At 61.3% G+C, this 23,353-nt stretch carries 24 protein-coding genes; 7 read left to right on the forward strand and 17 right to left on the reverse strand.

Annotated elements, in window-relative coordinates; all coding sequences use genetic code 11:
- Position 1: 1 nt before the first annotated feature.
- The 8 genes from G6K99_RS01145 to G6K99_RS01180 form a co-directional block, all read right to left on the reverse strand.
- The gene (locus G6K99_RS01145) at positions 2-1,108 is read right to left on the reverse strand and encodes an imelysin family protein (protein WP_174195481.1); all 1,107 of its coding nucleotides are present in this window, start codon (positions 1,106-1,108) and stop codon (positions 2-4) included.
- Positions 1,108-2,595, reverse strand: a complete 1,488-nt coding sequence (locus tag G6K99_RS01150) for a di-heme oxidoredictase family protein (protein WP_244631368.1) — start codon at positions 2,593-2,595, stop codon at positions 1,108-1,110. Before G6K99_RS01150 ends, G6K99_RS01145 begins: the two co-directional genes overlap by 1 nt.
- A 199-nt stretch (positions 2,596-2,794) precedes the next feature.
- Positions 2,795-4,066 carry an imelysin family protein gene (locus G6K99_RS01155; RefSeq protein ID WP_174195483.1) on the reverse strand — a complete coding sequence of 424 codons (1,272 nt, stop codon included), beginning with the start codon at positions 4,064-4,066 and terminating at the stop codon, positions 2,795-2,797.
- A gap of 125 nt (positions 4,067-4,191) precedes the next feature.
- Positions 4,192-5,481 carry an RsmB/NOP family class I SAM-dependent RNA methyltransferase gene (locus tag G6K99_RS01160; RefSeq protein WP_174195484.1) on the reverse strand — a complete coding sequence of 430 codons (1,290 nt, stop codon included), beginning with the start codon at positions 5,479-5,481 and terminating at the stop codon, positions 4,192-4,194.
- Positions 5,482-5,580: 99 nt separating this feature from the next.
- Complete coding sequence (locus G6K99_RS01165) at positions 5,581-5,997, reverse strand: septal ring lytic transglycosylase RlpA family protein (RefSeq protein WP_174195485.1); 417 nt, start codon at positions 5,995-5,997, stop codon at positions 5,581-5,583.
- A gap of 382 nt (positions 5,998-6,379) precedes the next feature.
- On the reverse strand, positions 6,380-7,252 hold the full coding sequence (locus G6K99_RS01170; RefSeq protein ID WP_174195486.1) for an SDR family oxidoreductase: 873 nt from the start codon (positions 7,250-7,252) through the stop codon (positions 6,380-6,382).
- Positions 7,252-8,430: a tRNA epoxyqueuosine(34) reductase QueG gene (gene queG, locus G6K99_RS01175; protein WP_371816126.1), complete on the reverse strand. Its 1,179-nt coding sequence runs from the start codon at positions 8,428-8,430 to the stop codon at positions 7,252-7,254. Before queG ends, G6K99_RS01170 begins: the two co-directional genes overlap by 1 nt.
- Complete coding sequence (locus tag G6K99_RS01180) at positions 8,423-9,115, reverse strand: glutathione S-transferase family protein (protein WP_062454065.1); 693 nt, start codon at positions 9,113-9,115, stop codon at positions 8,423-8,425. The genes queG and G6K99_RS01180 overlap by 8 nt, the downstream gene beginning before the upstream one ends.
- A gap of 162 nt (positions 9,116-9,277) precedes the next feature.
- Between G6K99_RS01180 and G6K99_RS01185 the strand changes: the two genes are divergently transcribed.
- Positions 9,278-10,084, forward strand: a complete 807-nt coding sequence (locus G6K99_RS01185) for an undecaprenyl-diphosphate phosphatase (RefSeq protein ID WP_092663812.1) — start codon at positions 9,278-9,280, stop codon at positions 10,082-10,084.
- 70 nt (positions 10,085-10,154) lie between these two features.
- On the opposite strand, the gene G6K99_RS01190 is transcribed toward G6K99_RS01185, so the two are convergent.
- The 3 genes from G6K99_RS01190 to G6K99_RS01200 form a co-directional block, all read right to left on the reverse strand.
- A complete protein-coding gene (locus tag G6K99_RS01190) occupies positions 10,155-10,307 on the reverse strand; it encodes a hypothetical protein (protein WP_092663810.1) in 153 nt (50 codons plus the stop codon).
- 216 nt (positions 10,308-10,523) lie between these two features.
- Positions 10,524-11,504: a complex I NDUFA9 subunit family protein gene (locus G6K99_RS01195; RefSeq protein ID WP_174195488.1), complete on the reverse strand. Its 981-nt coding sequence runs from the start codon at positions 11,502-11,504 to the stop codon at positions 10,524-10,526.
- Positions 11,505-11,617: 113 nt separating this feature from the next.
- Entirely contained in the window at positions 11,618-11,905 is a 288-nt protein-coding gene (locus G6K99_RS01200; protein WP_174195489.1) for a DUF1330 domain-containing protein, read from the reverse strand.
- A 57-nt stretch (positions 11,906-11,962) separates the two neighbouring features.
- Between G6K99_RS01200 and G6K99_RS01205 the strand changes: the two genes are divergently transcribed.
- Positions 11,963-13,033 carry a NosD domain-containing protein gene (locus tag G6K99_RS01205; RefSeq protein WP_062454061.1) on the forward strand — a complete coding sequence of 357 codons (1,071 nt, stop codon included), beginning with the start codon at positions 11,963-11,965 and terminating at the stop codon, positions 13,031-13,033.
- Positions 13,034-13,057: 24 nt separating this feature from the next.
- Here G6K99_RS01205 and pyrF read toward each other — a convergent pair whose 3' ends face one another.
- The 4 genes from pyrF to dnaN form a co-directional block, all read right to left on the reverse strand.
- The gene (gene pyrF / locus G6K99_RS01210; protein ID WP_174195490.1) at positions 13,058-13,750 is read right to left on the reverse strand and encodes an orotidine-5'-phosphate decarboxylase; all 693 of its coding nucleotides are present in this window, start codon (positions 13,748-13,750) and stop codon (positions 13,058-13,060) included.
- Positions 13,751-13,755: 5 nt separating this feature from the next.
- Positions 13,756-14,343, reverse strand: coding sequence for a histidine phosphatase family protein (locus tag G6K99_RS01215; protein WP_062454059.1), 588 nt, complete (start codon positions 14,341-14,343; stop codon positions 13,756-13,758).
- A 19-nt stretch (positions 14,344-14,362) separates the two neighbouring features.
- Positions 14,363-14,956 carry a phospholipid N-methyltransferase PmtA gene (gene pmtA / locus G6K99_RS01220; protein WP_062454058.1) on the reverse strand — a complete coding sequence of 198 codons (594 nt, stop codon included), beginning with the start codon at positions 14,954-14,956 and terminating at the stop codon, positions 14,363-14,365.
- Between the two features lie 123 nt (positions 14,957-15,079).
- Positions 15,080-16,198: a DNA polymerase III subunit beta gene (dnaN, locus tag G6K99_RS01225; protein ID WP_062454057.1), complete on the reverse strand. Its 1,119-nt coding sequence runs from the start codon at positions 16,196-16,198 to the stop codon at positions 15,080-15,082.
- Between the two features lie 262 nt (positions 16,199-16,460).
- Between dnaN and rsmI the strand changes: the two genes are divergently transcribed.
- From rsmI to G6K99_RS01245, 4 genes are all read left to right on the forward strand, one after another.
- A complete protein-coding gene (gene rsmI / locus G6K99_RS01230; protein WP_174195491.1) occupies positions 16,461-17,402 on the forward strand; it encodes a 16S rRNA (cytidine(1402)-2'-O)-methyltransferase in 942 nt (313 codons plus the stop codon).
- A gap of 9 nt (positions 17,403-17,411) precedes the next feature.
- The gene (locus G6K99_RS01235; protein WP_174195492.1) at positions 17,412-17,783 is read left to right on the forward strand and encodes a YraN family protein; all 372 of its coding nucleotides are present in this window, start codon (positions 17,412-17,414) and stop codon (positions 17,781-17,783) included.
- 112 nt (positions 17,784-17,895) lie between these two features.
- Positions 17,896-18,846 (forward strand): glutathione synthase, encoded by a 951-nt coding sequence (gene gshB / locus G6K99_RS01240; protein ID WP_174195493.1) that lies wholly within the window; start codon positions 17,896-17,898, stop codon positions 18,844-18,846.
- Between the two features lie 173 nt (positions 18,847-19,019).
- On the forward strand, positions 19,020-20,552 hold the full coding sequence (locus G6K99_RS01245; RefSeq protein WP_174195494.1) for a YifB family Mg chelatase-like AAA ATPase: 1,533 nt from the start codon (positions 19,020-19,022) through the stop codon (positions 20,550-20,552).
- A gap of 36 nt (positions 20,553-20,588) precedes the next feature.
- Here the strand turns inward: G6K99_RS01245 and dut are convergent, their stop codons facing one another.
- Positions 20,589-21,059: a dUTP diphosphatase gene (gene dut, locus G6K99_RS01250; RefSeq protein WP_174195495.1), complete on the reverse strand. Its 471-nt coding sequence runs from the start codon at positions 21,057-21,059 to the stop codon at positions 20,589-20,591.
- Between the two features lie 90 nt (positions 21,060-21,149).
- Between dut and G6K99_RS01255 the strand changes: the two genes are divergently transcribed.
- A complete protein-coding gene (locus tag G6K99_RS01255) occupies positions 21,150-22,730 on the forward strand; it encodes a peptide chain release factor 3 (protein WP_174195496.1) in 1,581 nt (526 codons plus the stop codon).
- A gap of 2 nt (positions 22,731-22,732) precedes the next feature.
- On the opposite strand, the gene G6K99_RS01260 is transcribed toward G6K99_RS01255, so the two are convergent.
- Positions 22,733-23,317, reverse strand: coding sequence for a YigZ family protein (locus G6K99_RS01260; protein ID WP_174195497.1), 585 nt, complete (start codon positions 23,315-23,317; stop codon positions 22,733-22,735).
- Between the last annotated feature and the right edge of the window lie 36 nt (positions 23,318-23,353).

The following is a 23,353-nucleotide window of genomic DNA, read 5'->3' on the forward strand; positions in this document are numbered from 1 at the left end:
CCTAGTCGCCGTCTGCAAACGAGAAGCCGGAGGAAAGCCCGATCGCGCCGCCATAACCGTCGTTCAGCTTGGCGATCACGTCCTTGCCGCCGTCGAGAAGCGATTGAAGCTTCGCCTGTTCGCTGGGGTTTTCGACCGCCACTTCGATATTGGGCATGACGGTGCGGGCCGTGGCGATCATGGCCTGCAATCTCGCCTGCGTTGCCGCGACGACCGGCTGGTCCTTTTCCTGCAACAGCTCGACCATGCCCGACGTGGCAAGTAGCTTTGACAATCCTTCGAGATTGCCGTGCAGGCTGTCCCAAGTGTTTTGCGAACGCCAGAACAGCGCCTGTTTCGGAAACGTCGCCTTGCCGGAACCCTTGTAGAATGTCTCGATCCGCTGGTCGCGCACGGCTTCCGCGCCATGGACCAGAATGCCCAGCAACGCGGTTATCGCCTCGCCGCCGGTGCGAAAGGCCGGGTTGTCGGGTCCCGGTTGCTCCCAGGTCTTGGCGATGCCATCCGGCGCATCCCATATGCCGGCGACTTCCTTGGCGACATTAGCGACGTTCTGGGCTGCCGCGGCTGCATAACGGCAGCGAAACGCATTCTCTGCCTGCAGCAGATCGCGATCGGCGTTGGTGCCGTAAAGCAGATATTCCAGTGCCCCGAGCCCCTGCGTTGCAACGCTTTTGGAGGCAAGCGTCGCAGGGTCCGTCGCCGTCTCGTCTTTCTTGGCAAGCACAGCCTGCAGCTGCTTCAGCCCGGTGCTCTTGCGGTCGGGATAAAACAGAACCCGCTCGAACCGGTTCTGCTCGATGATCGGTCCGGTGCGGACGATCTCGATCGAACCCCAGCTCACGACGAGCGCGCGGAATGCGGTCTTGACGACGTTAAGGTTGGCAACCGAAGGCGCCTTGCAGAGCGCAGCACTCTTGTCGGCCACATCCTGCGCAGACGTCTCGAACGCGTCATAGCCCGGCCGGATAAAGCCGTTGACGGCCGCGGTCATCACCTTCGTGACGGCTGCAGGGGGAAGCTCGACTGCCGGCACGCTGTCGGCATCCTGTGCCTGCGCCGTTGTGGATAGCAGAAGAGCCAGGCCGGCCGCGAAGATCATGCGCATCAGAGTGACTCCAGGAAGGTGAGAAGAGAAGCGCGATCATTCTTGGAAAGCGATGCAAAGGCATCGCGTGCCGTCTGCGCCTCGCCGCCATGCCAGAGAATTGCTTCGGTCAGGTTTCGCGCCCGCCCGTCATGCAGGAAGAACGTGTGCCCATTGACGGTCTGCGTCAAGCCGATGCCCCAGAGCGGCTGGGTGCGCCATTCCTGCCCGTTCGCCACGCCCACCTGCTGGCCATCGGCAAGACCTTCGCCCATGTCGTGCAGCAGGAAGTCGGAATAGGGCCAGATCAGCTGGAACGCATGCGCCTTGTTTCCCGCATCGCGGCTCGTCACGAATTTCGGCATATGGCATGAAGCACAGCCCGCCTGATAAAACAGCTGCTTGCCCTTCAGTACACCGGCATCGCCGATATCGCGTCGCGCGGGCACGGCGAGATTTTCCGAGTAGAACGTGACGAGCGGCAGCACCGGATCAGGCGCTTCTACGGGCCCGAGCCGCGGCTGCACACCGGTCGGCAGGGCCAGACAGTCGATTTGCGCCTTCCGGCAGTCGCCGTGATCGAACGGATCGTCCGGCGTCGAGATGCCGATATCGCCGGCGAAAGCCGATGAGCTCTGGTCGCGGATGGAGGCGTTCTGCGCCTTGAAGCCGAAACGGCCGATCTTCAGCTCGCCGCTCTTGTGGTCGCGCACCAGCGCGGCCTTGCCCGAAATACCGTCACCGTCCTGATCGTCGGGATCGGCGTTATCTAGCAGGTCGGCTTCGTGGATCGCCTGGATGAGACCCATGCCGATCATCGGCGGGGCCACGCGCGGCGAAAGTGTGACGTCGCCCTCCATCGGGCCAAACCCCAGGTCGCTCACCGAATAGCTGGGCTTGCGCAGAGTGACCACCTCGCCATCAGCAAGTGTCACCGGCAGGTCCTGATAGGCAATCTGCAGTCGGCCTTCGGCCTGAAGGCCGGGGACTGCCAGATCCTGCAACTGCTCGCCATAGACCGCATCCGGAAAGTTGAGCTTGCGATAATCGGCGATTGCCGCGCGTTCGTCGTCGGTCCGGGCCGGGCGGGCCAGCCGCAGGAACATCGATGTCGCGTCTGCGGCACCTTCTGGCGGATGCCCGCGACCGTCCTTCAGGTGGCAGCTCTGGCAGGCGCGTGCGTTAAACAGCGGCCCCAACCCGTCGGAAGCCTGGGTCGACGAGGGAGATGACACCCACAGCTTGGTGAACAGCGCATTGCCGAGCTTGAACTCCTGCTCTTCCTCGAACGTGATGTTGGCGGAAAAGTGCGAGAAGGCATTGCCGTTGACGCTTGCCTTGGTCGTCGCGCCGCCGCCGGCCATCAGCTCGAACTGCTCCGGCTTGGAGAAATCCGTCGTGGCACGCGTCACGCTTGCCACCCGCTTTTGGTCTTTCGGGTTGAGATCGGTGCGCGACGTCGGAAAAATGCTGTCGCCACCGGTGGCGATCAGCGGGATCAGAAACAGAGCGCCGGAAACGACTGGCAAAACCAGCCGAAACAAATATCCGCTTCTTCTCCCGGGAGGAGGAACGCAGCCGGAAGCGGCCTGGTCGTCCAGCGGGTGCTGGCGACAAGCCGGTGTGTGGTTATGCCCCTTCCGCTTTCGGGAAGGGGTGGGGATGAGAACGTGTTTCATCGCAATCGCTTGGCAACCGCTTCAGCGGCTACTGGAACACCGCATCGGGATTGTCCAGGCTGTCGGAGCCCTCGAGCTCGACCTTGCCCAGATCGAGCGACGCAACGACGCGCTCGATCGTCTTGGTCTGGTCGATCAGACCATCGATCGCCTTCTGCACCACGGCGTTACCGTCGGCATTGTTCTCGCCGATCATCTGGTCATAGGCCTCGACCTTCTGGGCACGGTCGGCCATGGCGTTCATGGCTGCAAGCGTCGCATCCAGCTTGCCCTTCATCTCGTCGTCCAGCGCCTTGTCCTTGGCCAAGACGAGGTCTGAAAGCGAGGCGCCGGTCATTTTGGTGCCGTCGATACGGGTATATTCTCCCGTATAGGCCGATTTGATGCCGATCGCGTCGTTGAGGTGCGAGGCATAGGTGTTGTCGGAGAAGCAGTCATGCTCTTCTTCCGGATCATGCAGCAGCAGGCCGAGCTTCATCCGTTCGCCTGCAAGCTCGCCATAGGAGAGCGAGCCCATGCCGGTCAGGATAGCGCTCAGACCCTTCTTGCCATTGGCCTCGACAGTCCTGGCCGCCTTGCCCTTGGGGCCCCAAGCCACAACCATGTCCTTCAGATCGGCAACGAGCAACGCGGTTGCCGCTTTCAGGTAGGCGGCCCGACGGTCACAATTTCCGTTGGTGCATTCGGTCTTGCTGTAATCCGTGTAGGGACGCGTACCGGCGCCAGGCCCGGTGCCATTGGTATCCTGGCCCCAAAGCAGAAACTCGATCGCGTGATACCCGGTCGCCACATTCGCCTCGATCTCGCCGGCCTCATGCAGGCTGCGCAAGGTCTTCGTGGTGATCTTGGTCGTGTCCAGCGTCTTGCCGTTCACCTTGATCTTGGGGTTGGCAATGATGTTGGCCGTATAGAGAGCGTTCTCGTCGCTTTCCGTGCCGTAGGAGGGGTCGACGTAATCGATCAGGCCTTCATCCAGCGGCCAGGCATTCACCTTGCCCTCCCAGTCGTCGACGGCAGAATTGCCGAAACGATAGACTTCCGTCTGCTGGTAGGGAACACGCGCCGCGATCCAGGCAGCTTTCGCCGCCTTCAGCGTTTCCTCGCTTGGATTTGCGATCAGTCCGTCCACGGCCTTTTCCAGGCTCTGCGCAGATATCAGCGAGTCCTCGAACTTGGCATGCGCCAGTTCAGAATAATGCTTGAGCACGGCGGCCGGCTTGGTTTCGGCGCGCGCTGCCGTTAATGTCGTCGATGCGGCAAGAAGCGCCAGTGCGGCGCTGAAAGCGAATTTGCGGATCATGTCCCTCTCCATTGCGGCGTCGTTTAAAACGAGGCTGCCTCAATGGCTCATCGCGCAAATCTAAACTGGTGTCAAATGATCTAGTTTAGAATTCTTTCAGGGTAAATCCGCAATGCAAGTCCCGCTCAAACCTTGCGTTGCATGCGGCAGAAAAAGAATCCGTCCGTATCGGTACTTGCGGGAGACAGCGTGACCGTCGCTGCATCCTTCAAGCGAGGCGTGGCCGCGTCGCTGCCAAAAATCTTCGCCCACTGGTCGGCTGCCGGCACAATGGAGAACTCGGGGTTTTCCTCGCAGAAACGGACAGCCTGCTGGTCGTTTTCTTCCGGCAGGATCGAACAGGTCACATAAAGAAGCGCGCCGCCCGGCTTCACGAAAGCGGATGCTTCGGAAAGCGCGTCCTGCTGCTGCGCAATGCGCTCGTCGAGGTTCTTCTGCGTCAGCCGCCATTTTGTATCGGGGCGACGGCGCCACGTGCCCGTGCCGGTGCAGGGCGCGTCGACCAGAACCGCATCCAGCTTGCTCCGGAGACCTTCAAGCTGGCGCGCATCGTCGTGAACCTGGACGTTGCGGGTACCGGCCCGACGCAGGCGCTCGATGATCGGCGCCAGCCGCTTGCGGTCGGTATCGTAGGCGTGAACCTGGCCCTTGTTGTTCATTGCCGCCGACATGGCGAGCGTTTTGCCGCCGCCACCGGCGCAATAGTCCAGCACCTGATGGTTCTCGGCAGGCTGCACGAGCTCGGCCACGATCTGTGAGCCCTCGTCCTGCACCTCGAACCAGCCCTTCTGGAAGGAAAGCTCGGCAGTGATATTCGGAAGCCGGGAAGCACCTTCGCCGGCCGCGATGCGAATGCCGTTGCGGGAAATGCGCGCAGGCTTGGCACCGGCGCGGTCCAGCGCCTTTACCACCTTGTCGCGCGACGCCTTCAGCGTGTTGGCGCGCAGATCAAGCGTCGGGCGAGTGGCAAGTGCCTTTGCCTCGGCCAGCCAGTCGTCGCCGAAATTTGCTTCGAAGGAGGGCTGAACCCAGTCCGGGATATCACCCTGGACGTGAAGCGGCGCGTCTTCCAGCGTGCGGGAGGAAAAGGCGGCGATATGCGCTTCGGTCAAAACCGGCGGCGCGAAACGGTCGTCGGAAAAATCGGCAGCCAGGGTTTCGGGAGAATATCCCCACTGGCGAAGGAGAACCGCATAGGCCAAAGCGACAGCGCTGTCGTCATCCATGATGAATGCGTGGCTGAGCCGCATACGCAATGCGTCGTAGACGATGTTTCCGATTGCGGCGCGGTCGCCGGATCCGGCAAAGCGGTGCGCGAGGCCCCAGTCCTTCAGCGCGTCGGCGACGGGGCGTCTGCGTGCCTCGATATCCGCCAGTACGTCGATTGCTCCGGCTACTCGTCCGCCCAGTCGCATGTCATTCTCCGTCTCGGTTGAACCCGTGTGGGGTGGGTCGTAACCGCGAACGGTCGAAAGGGCAAGTGCAGCACGTCAGGCGTTCAAAGCTCTGGTGCCTCAGCCGTCGACGTCCTTGATGCCCTTGCCGGAGATCTTCTGGCTGGAAGCGCGGGTGTCGGCAACGATCTGGTAGCAGACCTGCGCAGTGCCCGAAGAGACCATGCCGATATCCTTGGCTGCGGCTTTCGAAACGTCGATCACCCGGCCGCGAATGAATGGGCCGCGATCGTTGATGCGCACGACGACGCTTTTGCCGTTGCGCTTGTTGGTCACGAGAACCCTGGTGCCGAAGGGCAGCGAGCGATGTGCGGCGGTCAGCTTGGCGGCGTTCATCCGCTCGCCGGAAGCGGTCTTCGATGAAAGAGCATACCAGGATGCGTGGCCGCAGCCGGGCGCAGCATTGGCCTGCGCGGTGCCGAGTAGTGCAAAAGCAGCAATGGCAACCGCGAGTGTCGAGCGTCGAATTGTTATCAAGTCGGTCGTCCCCGTCCGTTTTGTCCCTGCACGTGGCGTGCAGCCGGCTTAAGCGGGGCCAAAAATGGCGAAAAAGTGGGATTCGTTATCACGGAGTGTTACGCGGTGTAACATTTGTGATTACATTGCGATCGATGTTGTTTACGCACCCGGCTAAGCTTATTCGGAAGAAAAGCTTTAGAATCAGTCTCCAAGCGAAACGTCATTCCGCTGGATCCCATGGATGACTCGTGTTCACGAAAACAGGCAAAATTTTTTTCTCTTAAAGTCGGTCTGCTGTCTTATTTGGACCGGTTTTGGGGCGGTGCGCCCCAGGGATTAAGAATTTATGACCGGGATAATGGCTCAGGATGAAAATTCCCACCGATGAGTAGAGGAGATTTCACCCTCTCCAGCGGTCGGAACACCACAATTCCGAGAGTGAAACATGGTAGTTCGGAAAGCGGAACTGGAAGCCGGCGGCCCTGATCTTCTCATTCGAGACGCGCTTGTTGGCGCCATAGAAGGACCGCGCCATCGGCGACATGTCGGCGGTGTCGAAATCCTGTTCGGGCGGCGGTTCGACGCCCATCATCCGGGCAGCCTCGACGATCACGTCCTGGGGCGGGCATGGCTCGTCGTCGGTGACATTATAGAGGCCACCCATCCGCTGGCTCCCGAGAAACAGCGAGGCGCCCCCGATATCCTCTACCCGGATCCGGTTGAACACCTGACCCTTCTTGATGATGCGTCGCGCGCTGCCGCGGGAAATATTGATGAAGGCGTTGCGCCCGGGCCCGTAGATGCCGGAGAGACGCAGCACTGCGCATGGCACGCCAACGCTGGTCGCCTGCTCCGTCCAGGCATCCTCTGTATCGACCCGTTCGATCGAGCGGCCAAGGATGGGGCTTCCCGGCGTCTCTTCGGTCACCCAGTCGCCACCATGGTCACCATAGACACCGACTGTCGAGAGATAGCCGATCCATTCGAGCTTCGGAAACAGTGCCGCAAGCCTGCCCTCGACGAGCTTCAGCAACGGATCGCCCTCCTGGCCGGGCGGAATGGATTGAACCAGATGCGTCACCTCGGCCATCTCGCCCAATAGCGCGTCATCGAAGTCGCTGCCATCGAAGAGAAAGGGCTGGATGCCTCTTGCGCGTAGAGCAACGGCCTTCTCCTCGCTGCGAACAGTGCCGGAAACTGCCGCGCCGTCGGCTATGAAGGCCTCCGCAATTGCCTGGCCGGAATAGCCGCATCCGAAGATCATCACCCGCATCAAACCACTCCTGCCATCGTCCATTCGTTTTCGACCTCGGCATCATCTTCCGCGCCGCGTGCCTCCGCAAACATAGCGAACTCCGCCTCCGACATCAGCCGCTTCAGCGCCCAGATCGCCATGCCGCGCACGGTAGGGGACGCATCCACCGATAACCTGCGACACTGATCGACGAAACCACGGTCGCCGGAATTGCCGGCAGCGATCAGCACGTTGCGCACGAACCGGTCGCGCCCGATCCGCTTCACTGGCGATCCGCTGAAGAAGGCCCGGAATGCCGGGTCGTCCAGCGTCAGAAGAAAGGCGATCGACGGTTCCTTGAGGTCCTCGCGCGCCTTCAGCTTCATTTCAGACGCGCTGGCCGCGAACTTGTTCCATGGGCATGCCGCTAAGCAATCGTCGCAGCCATAGATACGGTTGCCGATCAGCGGCCGGAATTCGGGCGCGATCGGGCCCTTGTGCTCTATCGTCAGGTAAGAGATGCAGCGCCGCGCATCCAGCCGGTAGGGCGCCGGAAAGGCAGCCGTCGGGCACGCGTCGAGACAGGCGCGACAGGAGCCGCAATAGTCCCGCTCAGCCTCGTCGAAGGCCAGATCCGCGGTCGTGAACAGACTGCCGAGAAAAAGCCAGGAACCGTGCGTGCGGCTCACAAGATTGGTATGCTTACCCTGCCACCCGAGACCGGCGGCTTCGCCCAGCGGCTTTTCCATCACCGGTGCCGTATCGACGAACACTTTGACATCCTCGCCGGCACGGGCGGCAAACCGCGTGGCGATCTCCTTCAGCCGGCCTTTGATAACGTCGTGATAATCGCGGTTGCGGGCATAAACCGAAATCGCGGCCTTGTCGGGCTTCTCCAGAATGCCGCGCGGATCCTCGTCCGGCCCGTAGTTCATCGCGAACATGACGATCGACCGGACCTCGGACCAGAGCGCCCTGGGATCGCCACGACGCTCTCGCGTCTCCGCCATCCAGTCCATCGTGCCGTGATGATCGTCGGCTAGAAAAGTCGTTAGCCGTTCCGGCGCCTTGGGAATGCTGTCGGGTCTTGTGATGCGACAGAGATCGAAGCCCTGGGCTGCGGCTTCCTCGCGAATGAAGGCGGTCAGCTTCTGCCGACGCCGGTCGGCCCGAAGGTCGACCTTCTCCTTGCTCAGGTCGTGGTCCGGCTCAGAAATCAAGGTCCGCATAATGCGATACCGGAGTGAGGCCGCGGATGCGCTCGGACAGCAGCGGACGGAAAGAGGGGCGCGATTTGATCCGCTGGTACCAGTCCTTGGCGATCGGGATTTCCGACCAGTCGATTTCGCCGAGATAATCGAGCACGGAAATCGAGGCGGCGGCAGCAAGGTCCGCATAGCTCAGGCGCTCGCCGGCCAGCCACTGGCGCGAGCCGGCAAGCCAGGCAAGATATTTCATGTGCTGGCGAATATTGGCGCGAGATGTCCGCAGCACTTTCGAATCAGGTGCACCGCCGCCCTGAGCCGCGGTCATCTGCAGCTTGTAGACCCGTTCGCGCGTCAGCGGCCGGGTCACGTCCTGCTCCATCTTGATCAGGAACCATTCCGTCAGCCGGCGTATTTCAGCGCGTTGCCACGGGTCTTCGGCAAGCAGCCGGCGGTCGCGCTTCAGCACGCCATGGGTCTCGTCGAGAAATTCCATCAGAACCGACGGACCGCACAGAACGCGCATATTGTCGTCAACATAGACAGGCAGGGTCGCCGCCGGGTTGAGCGTGAGAAACTCGCGGCGTTTCTCCCACGGCTGCTCCTCGACAAGATCCGTCTGGAAGCCGTATTCGGCGAGGATCAGACGGACGAAGCGAGAGGAAGACGACATTTGATGATGATACAGGGTGGGCATCGATAAGAAAACTTCAGTTATAATGTATAGGAAAGCGGCTGCTTCGGGCGCCCGCCTGACATATGCCAGCTATATGGATTTGGTAGGGCCAGTACAAGCAGGGGCCACAAACCGCTAAGAAACGATTAAAAACCACCTCTATCGCATAGCAAAGGACTAAGAATGGTGGATCAGCCCATTATCAGCGCCCTCGTACTCGGTATTATCGAGGGGCTCACGGAATTTTTGCCCGTTTCATCCACCGCACACGTGCTGCTCGCCGGCCATTTTCTCGGTTTCAATTCTCCGGGGAATACGTTTGCGGTCCTGATCCAGCTCGGCGCCATACTGGCCATTCTCCTGGTCTATGCGCAAAGGCTGATCTCGATCGCCGTCTCGCTGCCGACCAGTGTCCAGTCGCGCCGTTTCGTTCTGACCATCCTGGCGGGTTTTCTCCCGGCCGCCGTGATCGGCGCGATCGCGCATGATTTCATCAAGACGGTCCTGTTCGAAACGCCGATGTTGATCTGCGTCATGCTGATCGTCGGTGGCTTTATCCTGCTTGCCGTCGATCGCATGAAGTTCGAGCCGAAATACCATGACGTGATGGATTATCCACTGTCGCTGGCGATCAAGATCGGCTTCTGCCAGTGCCTCGCGATGATCCCAGGTACGTCGCGCTCCGGCGCCACCATCGTCGGCGCGCTTCTGCTTGGCGCGGACAAGCGTTCGGCCGCGGAGTTCTCGTTCTTCCTCGCGATGCCGACAATGGTCGGCGCCTTCACGCTCGATCTCGTCAAGAACCGTGCGCTGCTCTCCTTCGACGACAGCGCCGTGATCGTGGTCGGCTTTCTGGCAGCCTTCGTGACGGCAGTGTTTGTCGTGCGCTCGCTTCTCAATTTCATATCGAGCCGCGGCTACGCGCCTTTCGCCTACTGGCGGATCGCAGTCGGCGCCATCGGCCTCACCGCGCTGCTGCTCGGGGCCTGATGGCCGGAAGCTGAAAACAGAAAAGGCGGCCACCGGCCGCCTTTGTCATATGGGTCGTTCAATCACTGCTTCAGTAACGGATGGATGCAGTGCTGCAGGGATCGACGCCATAAGCAGGCGCACAATCGAGCTTGCCGGCGGCTCCGGTTTCAGGAGCCATGAACGATCCTGCAAGGATCACAAGTGCTGCACATACGAAAAAGAGGGCGATGGGTTTGCCCATGCAAATGCGCCTTTCAGAAGGGAAATATCTGTGTGTGGGTCTACGGGCCGTGTGGCTGATATTCAATAAACGTTTTTGCTAAACTGCCCGTTAACGCAAGACGGCCAATAACTGCGACCTTTGCGCCACAGAGCTTTCGACACCTGCGCCCAAAAAAAACGACGCGCCCCGGAGAGCACGTCGTCAAGGATCCGGTAAGGATCTAGGATATTGAAATCAGGCGGCCTTGCCGGAGCCCGTGTACTGGCCCTGCGGCCGGTAGCGCACGAGGTAGGACGCAAGAACGGAGGTAGCCAGCGTCGGCGTGATGCCGATACCGGCAAGCGTGCGGCCTTCTTTTTCCGCAGCGTCCGAAACCACATTGTCCCGTTTCAGGAGTTCCACCTGGTCCGCCGTGATCGGCGGGGTGATCAGGGGCACCATCGAGGCAACGCTGCCGATCATGGAAGCCACGCCGAAAGGCAGCGAGAGAAGCGGCTTCTTGCGGGCGGTCACACGCATGACCGCTTCCATGCAGTCGCGCATCGTCATCACTTCGCCGCCACCCAGCTCGTAGATCTTGCCGGACGGAATGGAGCCGTCGACGGAGCGTCCCACGGTTTCCGCCACGTCTTCCACGAAGACCGGCTGCAGTTTCGTATGGCCACCACCGATCAGCGGTAGGAACGGGAACGTCCGTGCCATCGAGGCGAACCGGTTGAAGAAGCTGTCGTCAGCACCGAAAACCACTGAAGGACGCAGGATCACCGCATCCGGCAGTGCGGCTTGGATCGTCGCCTCAGCGCGGCCCTTGCTGCGGGCATAGCTCGAAGCGGAATTGACATCGGCACCGATGGCCGAAACATGGGTCAGCTTCGCGCCGGCAGCCTTGACGGCTTCGACCAGCGTCTTCACGCCGATATCCTGCACGCCGTCGAACGTGTTGCGGCCGCTTTCAAACAGGATGCCGATGCAGTTGACCACATGCGCGGAGCCTTCGACGGCTCGCAGCACGGAATCGCGGTAGCGCAGGTTCGCCTGCACCAGCGAGATCTGGCCGACATAGCCGGCGGGCAGAAGAAAGCCGGCAAGATCCGGGCGACGCACCGCGACGCGAACGCGGTAGCCGCGCTTGGCAAGCGTGCGAACCACCTGTCTGCCGACGAAGCCGGATCCCCCGAAGACGGTGACGAGAGGCGGTAGATTGTTGATGGTCATGATAAGCTCCGGGAGCCTGAAGAAGGGACGACGAAATATGGAATGCTGTTTAGCCGAATCCGGGCGACGGTGGAAGTGTTTCCGCAACCGGTTGTCGCTGTCAGCGAGCGATATCAGACGCCCTCGACCACAATCATTTCGGCATCGGCCACTTCCTGGCGGATTTTTGCGGCGATCTGATAAGCCGGCGAGTTGTAGCAATCGACTGCAGCCTGCATCGACGGGAACTCGATCACCACATTGCGGCCGCGGGCCACGCCTTCCAGTTCGGTCATCGCACCGCCACGGGCAAGGAAATTGGCGCCGTATTCCTCAAACGCCGGTTTTGCCGCAGCGACGTAGTCCTCGTATCGCTCGGCGTCGCGAACATCGACCCGAGCAATCCAGTAACCTTTTGCCATAATAACCTCTCCTCGATTGGGCATATTCGATTCGAGCAAATCTGGCGGGGAGTCAACATGATAAAGACCGGACAACGCGGCCGGATTGCAGCGCGCAACGCCTATTGGGCGCTCCCTTATCTCGTGCCGTTCATGCTTCTTGGCGCGCCTACGGCAAGCGCGGCATCCTGCAGCGCCGATACGCTGGAACAGCTCCGCTCGCCCGCCGAAGCGGCCACGCGCCCGATCGAAATCGATTGCGATCTCACCCTTCAGAAGAATGCCGTCATCACCGTGCCGATCGCGTTTTCCGGCAGTCGCGCGTCTGGGACGACGATGGACTGCAACGGCGCGACGCTTGATGGCACCAAGCCCAAGGCCCGCACGATCGTGATCCGTTCGGTTCAGCGCAAGGATGGCACCTGGGACACGCCCCGCGACATCCATATCCGCAACTGCACGATCAAGGGTGATATCCGCATCGAAGGCCTCGGTCACAACGGAGAGGCCGAGAAGGTCAGGGAATCCTCACTCACGCCGGGACATACGCAAAGAGCGCAGTCGATCGCGCCAAGCGATATCGTGCTGTCACAAAACCGCTTCATCGCCAATGTCGGCACGCCGGTCTATATCGCGCCCGGCGTCACCAATGTCATTGTCGAAAACTCGCGCTTCACCGGCAAGACGGTCTCGGCCGTGATTTATCTGGATGCGGAATCGGCCCGAAACCGCGTCATCGGCAATACATTCGAAACATCAGCCAGCCAGCGCGAGATCATCGCAATAGATGGCTCCGCGGAAAATCTCATCGAGAAAAACACGTTCGTGAACCCGGTAAAGGGCGGCGTGTTTCTGTACCGCAATTGCGGCGAGGGTGGCACGATCCGCCACCAGGCGCCTCAACGCAACGTCATCTCCGGCAACAGCTTCCGCTACAAGGACTGGCTTGCCATGCCGGCGGTCTGGCTCGGCAGCCGGCAAGGCGTGCGCAAATATTGCATGACACGGCCAACGGCGTCGTTTGGCAGCGGAGCCAGCCCGCTCGATTACGCGCAGAACAACCGGGTCACCGGCAACCGCCTGTCGGGCGGCGTCGCCACCTTCGTCCTCAACAGCGACGCGAACAATGTCGTCTCGGACAACCGCTGATCCGGATCAAGCGTCGTCTGCAGGTCAGAGCGCCGCCTGCATCGCCGCGAGGATAGCCTGCGCGGCCGCCTTCGGGTCGGCTGCTTGGACGATCGGGCGGGCAACGACAAGGTGGCTGGAGCCTGACTTCAGGGCATCGAAAGGTGTCACGACACGTTTCTGGTCGCCGGCATCGGAGCCGGTCGGACGGATGCCGGGGGTGACCACCGCCATGTCGGCTCCGACGATCGCCCTGACGGCGGCCGATTCCTCGGCCGAGCAGACGATGCCGCCCATGCCGGCCGCACGCGCCTGTTCGGCGCGGCGTGCCACCAGCTCGCCCGGTGTCTGCGCATAGCCGGCTTCGATCATATCGGCCGCATCCATCGAGGTCAGCACGGTAACGCCGAGCAGGCAGAGATCGGAGCCCTTTGCTGCTTCGACCGCGGCGCGCATTGCCTTCGGATAGGCATGCAGCGTCAGCATGGTCATGCCCATCTTGGCGATGTTCTCGACAGCTTTGGCGACCGTGTTGTCGATATCGAGCAGTTTCATGTCGAGAAAGATCTGCTTGCCATCCTCTGCAAGCTCGCGGGCAAACTCCAACCCACCGGCAAAGGCCAGCTGGTAGCCGATCTTGTAGAAGGAAACGGTGTCGCCAAGCGTTGCCACCATCTTTTCCGCTTCGAACACGGTCGGGATATCAAGGCCCACGATCAGCCTGTCACGCGCTTGCATGTCTGTCAGTCTCCCTTCCATGTTTCGATCGGGGTCCAGTCGCATGTGACGGCGCGATCCGCAAGGGTGAAGCGGAACAGATTGCCACCGCCACCCGGCTGATCTTCCGTGCGGGATATGGCCGATCGTTTCAGGTGACATTTCAGGAGCGTGCCGACGCCGCCATGACCGACAAAGGCGATCGGCACCGCGGGATCGTGGCCCGCCAGAATGGATTCGACCAAAGACACGATCCGCGCCTGCGCATCCGCGGCGCGCTCCCAGCCTTTGAAGCTCTCGGTCGGGTTGGCGAAAAACCAGTCGGCTGCCGCCTCGAAATCAGGCGGCGCCAGAAAGCCTGTCGCCGAGCGATCGTTCTCGTGCAGTTCCCCGATGATTTCCGTCTTGAGACCGACGGCCGCAGCCAGGATGTCGGCGGTCTCGATTGCCTTTGTCTCGTCGCTCGAGACGATGCGCCCGAGCTTGGATACCCAGCCGGATGTCGCCGCCTGTTCGGCGCGCAGGCGACCCGTGTCGGACAGGCCCCATTGCGGCACCGGCACGTTGGGGTCGATCCGGACCTGCGGATGCGTGATGTAAATCCCAAATGTCATGTCGGAGAAGGTCCGGACGCTAAGCGCGCGTATATGTCCATAGCTGCGCCGGCGGAATGTTGCGCACCACGAAGTCATAGTGCTTGATCTTGTAGCGCTCTGGCTTGGCGATAATAGGCGAAACTGGGCTGTAGGTGATCTGCATCACCGGGCGTCCCGGCGGGACGCGGTCGAGAAGATCCTCCAGAAGCTCGATGCGGCGTTCCATTGGAAAGCTCAGCATCGGAATGGCGCAGATCACGCAGTCGAATTTCTGATGTTTCAGTGTGTCGAGCGTGCGATCCAGATCGAACGCGTCGCCATTGATGAAATGCACGCCTTCGAATGTCTTCATCAGATGCTGGTAGAAATCGGTCGAATACTCGATCGAAACAAGGTTCTGAGGCTCGATGCCGGTTTTCAGGATCGCCTTGGTGATGACGCCGGTGCCTGGTCCGAGCTCGAGAACCGGCAGGCCAGAACTTGTGTCGATGATGCTCGCCATCCGCTTGGCGGTGACTGACGATGTCGGGATGATGGCTCCGACCTGTTTCGGACCGTCGATCCATCCCTTGAAGAAACGGATCTCCTCGTCAAACTTCCGGCCGAGCCGTTCCTTCAAACGCAGTTCCATCAGGTCGTCCCCTCCAGTTTCATCCAATGTGAACCGTTTTGCCGCAAACACAAGATGAAATGTCGCAAGCGGAATACGGCACAAAAAAGGCGGCTGGGGTTAACCGAGCCGCCTGGTAAGATGCTATACGCGCATCGGCATCAGCACATAGAGCGCATCGTCGCCCGCCGTATCACGAACCAGCGTCGGTGACCCCGCATCCGCCAACATGAAGATCGCGTCGTCGCCGGAAAGCTGGGCGGTGATGTCGAGCAGATATTTGGCGTTGAAGCCGATTTCCATCGCGTCATATTCGTAGCCGACGGCCACTTCTTCCGTGGCGCTGCCGGAATCCGGATTGTTGACCGTCAGCATCAGCTGCCCTTCGGACAGCGACAGCTTCACGGCACGTCCGCGCTCCGAAGAGATGGTCGAGACGCGGTCCACGGCCTTGGTGAAGCTCTGGCAATCGACGCGCATTTCCTTGTCGTTGCCGGTCGGGATGACGCGCTGGTAATCGGGGAATGTGCCGTCGATTAGCTTCGATGTCATGACGATGCCGCCGATCGAGAGGCGGATTTTGGCGTCCGAGACTTCCACCGTCACGAAGGCTTCCGGATCGTCGACCAGCTTCTGCAGCTCGCCCACGGTCTTGCGTGGCACGATGATGCCAGGCATGCCTTCGGAGCCGGAAGGCGCCTTGAGATCTGCACGGGCAAGACGATGGCCGTCGGTTGCAACGGCACGCAGCTTCAGGTCGCCACCGGCCTCGATCGTGTGAAAGAAGATGCCGTTCAGATAATAGCGGGTCTCTTCTGTCGAGATCGCAAACTGCGTGCGGTCGATCAGCATTTTGAGATCGGTCGCCTTCATCTTGAACGTATGGCTGAAGCTGCCGGCTGTAAGGTCAGGGAAGTCCGTTTCCGGCAGGCACTGCAGCGAAAATTTCGAACGGCCGGACTGCACGGTCATGGTCGCGCCGTCGGCGCTTGTCGCAAGCAGCACCTCGGATCCATCCGGCAGCTTGCGGACGATTTCATAAAGCAGATGCGCCGGCACGGTCGTGGCGCCGGACTGTTCCACCATGGCCGGTGTCGATTCCGTCACTTCCAGATCAAGGTCCGTCGCCTTCATGTCCAGGCTCGCGTCGGACGCGCGCAGCAGGATGTTGGACAGGATCGGAATCGTGTTGCGCCGTTCCACGACGCGGTGCACGTGATTCAGCGACTTCAAGAGATTGGAGCGCTCAAGAGTTATACGCATGGACACTATCGCTTTCGACCGTGGCGATCCGGCTTGGCGGACCACCTGATATTCTCTGCCGGCCATTGCGCAGCCGGAACATGTGGACGGGCAAAATGGCAGACATTCGGATGCGAAAGCAAGAGCAGAACGGACCCTGCGCCATTTGAATTGCTCGTTCATACCGCACTTGCACACAGAAAACGCAACGCGGCGAAACCGGACGCGCAAAACATCGCCGGCCTCTGCTTGCCGAAGACTGCGGCCTCGACCATAACAGGCGATGACCCTCGACCAATCTTCAGAGCAATCCACCGAAACCGCTGCCGAACCCGTCAAGGGTCAGCGCGGTTATCGCGTCGGCAACACGTTCATCGCTTCCCGCCCCATCGAGCCGGCGCTCTATCTCGTCGCCACCCCGATCGGCAATCTCGGCGATATCACGCTGCGCGCGCTCGAAACCCTGTCCGGCGCCGATGTGCTCGCCTGCGAGGACACAAGGGTCACCCGCGTGCTCCTCGATCGCTACGGCATCGTCAATCGCCCCTATTCCTATCATGAGCACAATGCCAACGAGGCCGGGCCGAAGCTGATTGCGGCACTCGAAGCCGGCAAGTCTGTGGCGCTGGTCTCCGATGCCGGCACGCCGCTTGTGTCGGATCCCGGCTATCGCCTCGGCCAGATGGCGATCGATGCCGGTTATCGTGTCGTGCCGATCCCCGGCGCGTCCGCCCCGCTTGCGGCCCTCGTCGGTTCCGGCATGCCGTCGGATGCTTTCCTGTTCGTCGGGTTCCTGTCTTCCAAGGACAAGGCCCGCCGCGACCGGCTTGCGGAGCTTTCAAAGATCCCGGCAACGCTGATCCTGTTTGAATCGCCCCATCGCATCGCTCACACTCTCGTTTCTGCAGCCGATGTGCTCGGCGGCACTAGGCTCGCCTGCGTCTGCCGGGAACTCACCAAGACCTATGAGGAGTTTCGCCGGGGCACGCTGGCAGAGCTTGCCGCGCATTACGGTGACGGCCACAACGTCAAAGGCGAGATCGTCCTTCTGATTGAACCTCCAGCACCCGAAGAGGCGCCGGGCGAGGTGGAGGTGGACGCCATCCTGCAGGACCTTTCCAAAACGCATCCGACGGCAAAGGCTGCGACTGAGGCGGCGCGGATCACCGGCCTGCCGCGCAAGGATCTCTATCAGCGTTTGATCGCCATGAAGAACGGAACCTGATGGATCGCGATGGCACAACGGGATGAGATCGGCGCCAGACGCCGCAAGGCAGAGCGCCGCGGCCATGTCTCGGAGTATGTCGCTGCCGCCTATCTCATGCTGAAAGGCTACCGCATCCTCGCCATCCGCCACCGCACGAAGCTGGGCGAGATCGATCTCATCGCCCGCAAGCGCGATCTCGTGATCTTTGTCGAGGTGAAGGCGAGACGATCCGAGATGCAGGCGCTCGACGCCGTCTCCTACGCATCGCAGAAACGCATCCGGGCCGCGAGCGATCTCTGGCTGCAGAAACGCAAGGATGCGTCCGGATTATCGCAGCGATACGACATCATCGCCGTCCTGCCGGGAAGGTTTCCGCGCCATTTCCAGGATGCGTTCTAGGGCCGTCCTCAGCATAGGCCTTGCCGCGGCCCTGTCGGAATATCCCGGCCACGGTTGCCTTTCGGGGTTCGTCGTCCTACATCAGGCGGGCCAATCCTAGGGGGCTGAAGTCATGGCGAAAATTCGCACGGTCGCATTTCAGATGGACCACATTTCCGGCATCAACATTGCCGGCGATTCCACATTCGCCATGGCGCTCGAAGCGCAATCGCGCGGTTACGAGCTGTTCCACTATACGCCCGACCGCCTGACGATGCGCGACGGACGCATCTTTGCAGCTCTCGAGCCGCTGCAGGTGCGTGACATCAAGGGCGATCACTTTACCCTTGGGGAAAAGCAGCCGACCGATCTGTCGACGATGGATGTCGTGCAGCTTCGCCAGGATCCGCCCTTCGACATGGGCTACATTACATCCACCCATCTTCTGGAGCGCATCCATCCGAAGACGCTCGTGGTCAATGACCCGGCCTGGGTGCGCAACTCGCCGGAAAAGATCTTCGTTACCGAGTTCGCCGACCTGATGCCGCCGACACTGATCTCCCGCGACCCGGCGGAGATCGCCAAGTTCCGCCATGAGCTCGGCGACATCATCCTGAAGCCGCTTTACGGCAATGGCGGTGCCGGCGTGTTTCATTCCGCCCGCGATGATCGCAACTTTACCTCGCTTCTGGAAATGTTCGGCCAGATGTATCGCGGCGAGCCCTATATCGCGCAGGCCTACCTTCCGGCAGTGCGCAAGGGCGACAAACGCATTCTTCTCGTTGACGGCGAACCGGTCGGCGCGATCAACCGCGTGCCCTCGGAAACCGACAGCCGCTCCAACATGCATGTCGGCGGCCGTGCCGAGGCGACCGATATCACGCCGCGCGAAAAGGAAATCTGCGCCCGTATCGGGCCGGCTCTGCGCGAGCGCGGCTTCATCTTTGTCGGCATCGACGTGATCGGCGATTACATGACCGAGATCAACGTCACATCTCCGACGGGCATCCGCGAAGTGAAGAAGTTCGGCGGTGCTGACGTCGCGAGCCTCATGTGGGATGCAATCGACGCCAAGCAGAACTGATAACCGTTCACATCTGTTCTCGTTATGCAACCTGATGCACGCTGTCTTCGTCTCATGCGCGAAATTGTTCACTGCCTGTTCTTGAAATTCGCCAGCAATCGTGCAAGCTTTCAACCTGTAGCACGGTAGGCGGGAATATCCCCACCTTAGCTTGCGCATGTGGGCGGGTCGGAATGGTCGCGCGTATCAGAACGGTAGCATTTCAGGGCATTGAAGGCATTCCGGTCGATGTGCAGGTCATGATCGGCCCTGGCAAGATCGGCATGCATATCGTCGGCCTGCCGGACAAGGCGGTCGCCGAAAGCCGCGAGCGGGTGCAGGCGGCACTGCATGCCTCGGGCCTTGCCATGCCGCCGAAGAAGGTCACGGTCAATCTTGCCCCGGCGGACCTTCCCAAGGAAGGCAGCCATTTCGACCTCGCGATCGCCGTCGGACTGATGGCAGCGCTCGGTGCCGTACCCGGGGATATGCTGGCCGATTATGTGGTGATCGGCGAGTTGAACCTCGATGGAACGCTTGCCGCCGTTGCCGGTGCGCTTCCGGCGGCCATCAGCGCCAATGCAATCGGAAAGGGCCTGATCTGCCCGGCGGAAAGTGGAGCCGAGGCGGCCTGGGCCGGCCCCGGCGTCGATATCTTGGCCCCCCGCAGCCTGATCGCGCTTGCCAACCATTTCCGCGGCACGCAGGTCATGTCGCGACCGCAGCCGGCCGTGCGTGCACCGCCTGCCAATCTGCCTGATCTCGTCGATATCAAGGGCCAGGAAAGCGCCAAACGCGCGCTCGAAGTCGCAGCTGCCGGCGGTCATAACCTCCTGATGGTCGGTCCGCCCGGTTCGGGAAAATCCATGCTCGCCGCCCGCCTTCCCTCGATATTGCCGCCGCTTTCGGCCACCGAACTGCTCGAAGTCTCGATGATCCACTCGATCGCCGGCCAGCTTTCGGGCGGAAAGCTGTCCGATCGGCGGCCTTATCGCATGCCGCATCATTCCGCCACGATGGCGGCATTGGTCGGCGGCGGTCTGCGCGCAAGGCCTGGAGAAGCGTCGCTCGCGCATCACGGCATCCTTTTTCTCGACGAGTTTCCGGAATTCTCGCCCCAGGTTCTCGATGCGCTTCGCCAGCCGCTCGAGACAGGCGAATGTGTCATCGCCCGGGCCAATCACCGGGTGTCCTATCCGGCCAGCATTCAGCTTGTCGCCGCGATGAACCCGTGCCGCTGTGGTATGGCGGGACAACCCGGGCATAGCTGCGCGCGTGGCCCGCACTGTGCTTCGGATTATCAGGCGCGTATCTCCGGCCCGCTGATGGACCGCATCGATATCCGCATCGATGTGCCCGCTGTCTCGGCAAGCGATCTCATCCGCCCGGCACCGGCAGAGCCAAGCGCCGGCGTGGCAAGGCGGGTGGCGGCCGCACGCGACAGGCAAAGAGAGCGCTTCGAAGGCGAGGGCCAGTACACGGTTCTCACCAACGCGCGCTGCTCGACCGCCATGATCGAAAAATTCGCCGAGCTCGATCCGGGCGGGCTGCAGTTGCTGCGCGACGCGGCAGAGAAACTGAAATTCTCCGCCCGCGGCTATCATCGGGTCTTGCGGGTGGCGCGGACGCTGGCCGATCTCGACGAGAAGGACGGTATCGGTAGAATTCACCTGGCCGAAGCGATCTCCTATCGCATGGCAGGGGAACGTCCCACCGTATCCGCGTGATCGAACGAAGTCGGCGTCACGGGGCTCCGACGAACTTCAGACGCCGGTGGATCCGAACCCGCCGGCGCCGCGTGCCGTCGAACTTGCCTCGGTCACTTCGACGATCTGCGCCTGGGTCACGGGCGCGATTACCATCTGCGCGATCCGCATGCCGCGGGTAATCACGAAATCCTCGTCGCCCAGATTGATCAGGAGAACCTTCACTTCGCCGCGGTAATCGCTGTCGATCGTGCCCGGCGTGTTGAGGCAGGTGATGCCGTTCTTGAACGCAAGCCCCGAACGCGGGCGGATCTGCACCTCGAACCCGGCGGGGATCTCGAACACGAGGCCGGTCGGCACCAGGGCGCGCTTGCCGGGTGCGATTGTCAGTGGATCTGTATCGGTCACGGCGGCGCGCAGGTCCATGCCGGCAGCGCCTGATGTCTCGTAGGCGGGCAGATCAAGGTCCTGCCCGTGCGGAAGACGCAGGACATTGAGGACGGGTGAAGAGGGGGCTTGAATGGTCATTGCCCATTAGTTTGCGCCGCAGCGCGGCAGGTCAATTGCAATGGCGGGCTTTAGTCGCTAGATACCGCGGCAATTCACAGGATATAAAAGATGGCCGAAACCATTGCAGAGGCGGTCTCCCGCCGCCGCACATTCGCGATTATTGCGCATCCGGACGCGGGCAAGACGACGCTGACGGAAAAGCTGCTTCTGTTCGGGGGCGCCATCCAGCTTGCTGGCGAGGTCAAGGCCAAGAAGGATCGCATCCAGACTCGGTCCGACTGGATGAAGATCGAACGCGAACGCGGCATCTCGGTCGTGACGTCGGTGATGACGTTCGAATATGCCGACAAGGTCTTCAACATTCTCGATACGCCCGGCCACGAAGACTTCGCGGACGATACCTATCGCACGCTGACGGCGGTCGATGCGGCGATCATGGTCATCGATGCCGCCAAGGGCATCGAGCCGCGCACGCTGAAGCTGTTTGAAGTCTGCCGCATGCGCGACATTCCGATCATCACCTTCATCAACAAGATGGACCGCGAAAGCCGCGACATTTTCGAAGTGCTCGACGAGGTCGAGGAAAAGCTGGCGCTGGATACGGCCCCGATCACCTGGCCGATCGGTCGTTCCAAGAGCTTCTGCGGAACCTACCACCTGGCCGATAACCGGGTCCGTGGTCCAGACAGCGAGGACGCGATCTCGGTCAACGGACCGCAGGCCGTCGCCGACCGTCTGCCGGAAAACGAACGCGCGGCCTTCGTCGAGGAAGTCGAACTGGCGCGGGAAGCCTGCCGCCCGTTTGACAGAAAGGCCTTTCTCGAGGGTCACCTGACGCCGGTCTTCTTCGGCTCGGCGCTGCGCAATCTCGGCGTCCGGGATCTGATCACGGCACTGGCCGATTTTGCTCCGCCGCCGCGTGACCAGGTCGCGGATATCCGCACGGTGCATGCAAGCGAAGACAAGATGACGGCCTTCGTCTTCAAGATCCAGGCCAACATGGATCCGAACCACCGCGACCGTATCGCCTTTGCGCGCATCTGCTCGGGCAAGCTCGAGCGTGGCATGAAGGCAAGGCTTGCCCGCACCGGCAAGCAGATGGGCCTCACGGCACCGCAGTTCTTCTTCGCCTCCCAGCGTCACATCGCCGACACCGCCTTTGCCGGCGATGTCGTCGGCATCCCCAACCACGGCACGCTTCGTATCGGCGACACGCTGACGGAAGGCGAAAATCTCGTCTTCCAAGGCGTCCCGAACTTCTCGCCGGAAATCCTGCGCCGCGTGCGTCTGGAAGATGCGATGAAGGCGAAGAAGCTGAAGGAAGCCCTGCAGCAGATGGCGGAAGAGGGCGTCGTGCAGCTGTTTTCCCCGGAAGACGGCTCGCCTGCCATCGTCGGCGTCGTCGGCGCGCTGCAGCTCGACGTTCTCAAAGAGCGGCTGTTGGGGGAATATACGCTGCCGGTCTCGTTCGAAATGTCCCGCTTCTCTGTCTGCCGCTGGATCTCGTCGGATCAGCCAGCCGAGCTCGACAAGTTCCTGACCGTCAAGCGCGGCGATATCGCCCGCGACCTCGATGGCGATCCGGTCTTCCTGGCGCAGGACTCGTTTTCGCTGCGCTACGAGTCCGAACGCTTCCCCGCCATCAAGATGGTGGCCATCAAGGAATATCACGTCGCCAAGGCGGCGTGATTTCAATCGAGCGATAGCTCCGACCTGCCGCTGGTGAGGTCGGAGATCAGCCTTGAGATGAGCTCCTGCTCGGCTTCCGGTATCTGGATCCGCAGCTCGGCACCTGTCTCTGTGAACGCTTCCTCGGTGATCTTCACATCCTCGATCGACTGCAGCCTCGCTTTCGTTCTTGCGAGGTCGGAAAACTCGATGCTGACGGCACCCTGCACCGACGGCTTGAATTCGATGAGCGGGCCCGCTCTCAGGCAGGCGGCAGCCGTGCCGCCATAGGCGCGCACCAGACCACCGCTACCGAGCAGAATGCCGCCAAACCAGCGGGTCACGATGACGACAGCCTTGTCCAGCGGCTGGCCGTCCATGGCGGCAAGGATCGGCTTGCCCGCCGTCCCGCTCGGCTCGCCGTCATCGGAAAAGCGATAGGCTGATCCAATCCGCCAGGCCCAGCAGTTGTGGGTGGCATCTGTAATGCTGTTTAATGCGATAGCGTCTTTCGCTTCCCCCTCGCTCGCGACGGGAAGCGCGACCGCCAGAAAGCGGCTTTTCTTGATGACCTGCTCGAATGTGGCCGGCTGTTCTAGCTGAAACATGGCCTCAGCATTATCGCTGCCGCATCCCGAAGGGAA

It is taken from the genome of Neorhizobium sp. AL 9.2.2 (assembly GCF_013317225.1).
GTDB classification, from domain to species: domain Bacteria; phylum Pseudomonadota; class Alphaproteobacteria; order Rhizobiales; family Rhizobiaceae; genus Neorhizobium; species Neorhizobium soli.

Excerpts from the sequence above, each read along its gene's own strand:
- G6K99_RS01145 (WP_174195481.1), bottom strand. The coding sequence starts at position 1,108 with ATGCGCATGATCTTCGCGGCCGGCCTGGCTCTTCTGCTATCCACAACG.
- G6K99_RS01155 (WP_174195483.1), bottom strand. The coding sequence starts at position 4,066 with ATGATCCGCAAATTCGCTTTCAGCGCCGCACTGGCGCTTCTTGCCGCA.
- G6K99_RS01160 (WP_174195484.1), bottom strand. The coding sequence starts at position 5,481 with ATGCGACTGGGCGGACGAGTAGCCGGAGCAATCGACGTACTGGCGGAT.
- G6K99_RS01170 (WP_174195486.1), bottom strand. The coding sequence starts at position 7,252 with ATGCGGGTGATGATCTTCGGATGCGGCTATTCCGGCCAGGCAATTGCG.
- G6K99_RS01180 (WP_062454065.1), bottom strand. The coding sequence starts at position 9,115 with ATGCCCACCCTGTATCATCATCAAATGTCGTCTTCCTCTCGCTTCGTC.
- G6K99_RS01185 (WP_092663812.1), top strand. The coding sequence starts at position 9,278 with ATGGTGGATCAGCCCATTATCAGCGCCCTCGTACTCGGTATTATCGAG.
- G6K99_RS01190 (WP_092663810.1), bottom strand. The coding sequence starts at position 10,307 with ATGGGCAAACCCATCGCCCTCTTTTTCGTATGTGCAGCACTTGTGATC.
- G6K99_RS01195 (WP_174195488.1), bottom strand. The coding sequence starts at position 11,504 with ATGACCATCAACAATCTACCGCCTCTCGTCACCGTCTTCGGGGGATCC.
- G6K99_RS01200 (WP_174195489.1), bottom strand. The coding sequence starts at position 11,905 with ATGGCAAAAGGTTACTGGATTGCTCGGGTCGATGTTCGCGACGCCGAG.
- G6K99_RS01205 (WP_062454061.1), top strand. The coding sequence starts at position 11,963 with ATGATAAAGACCGGACAACGCGGCCGGATTGCAGCGCGCAACGCCTAT.
- pyrF (WP_174195490.1), bottom strand. The coding sequence starts at position 13,750 with ATGCAAGCGCGTGACAGGCTGATCGTGGGCCTTGATATCCCGACCGTG.
- G6K99_RS01215 (WP_062454059.1), bottom strand. The coding sequence starts at position 14,343 with ATGACATTTGGGATTTACATCACGCATCCGCAGGTCCGGATCGACCCC.
- pmtA (WP_062454058.1), bottom strand. The coding sequence starts at position 14,956 with ATGGAACTGCGTTTGAAGGAACGGCTCGGCCGGAAGTTTGACGAGGAG.
- dnaN (WP_062454057.1), bottom strand. The coding sequence starts at position 16,198 with ATGCGTATAACTCTTGAGCGCTCCAATCTCTTGAAGTCGCTGAATCAC.
- rsmI (WP_174195491.1), top strand. The coding sequence starts at position 16,461 with ATGACCCTCGACCAATCTTCAGAGCAATCCACCGAAACCGCTGCCGAA.
- G6K99_RS01235 (WP_174195492.1), top strand. The coding sequence starts at position 17,412 with ATGGCACAACGGGATGAGATCGGCGCCAGACGCCGCAAGGCAGAGCGC.
- gshB (WP_174195493.1), top strand. The coding sequence starts at position 17,896 with ATGGCGAAAATTCGCACGGTCGCATTTCAGATGGACCACATTTCCGGC.
- G6K99_RS01245 (WP_174195494.1), top strand. The coding sequence starts at position 19,020 with ATGGTCGCGCGTATCAGAACGGTAGCATTTCAGGGCATTGAAGGCATT.
- dut (WP_174195495.1), bottom strand. The coding sequence starts at position 21,059 with ATGACCATTCAAGCCCCCTCTTCACCCGTCCTCAATGTCCTGCGTCTT.
- G6K99_RS01255 (WP_174195496.1), top strand. The coding sequence starts at position 21,150 with ATGGCCGAAACCATTGCAGAGGCGGTCTCCCGCCGCCGCACATTCGCG.
- G6K99_RS01260 (WP_174195497.1), bottom strand. The coding sequence starts at position 23,317 with ATGTTTCAGCTAGAACAGCCGGCCACATTCGAGCAGGTCATCAAGAAA.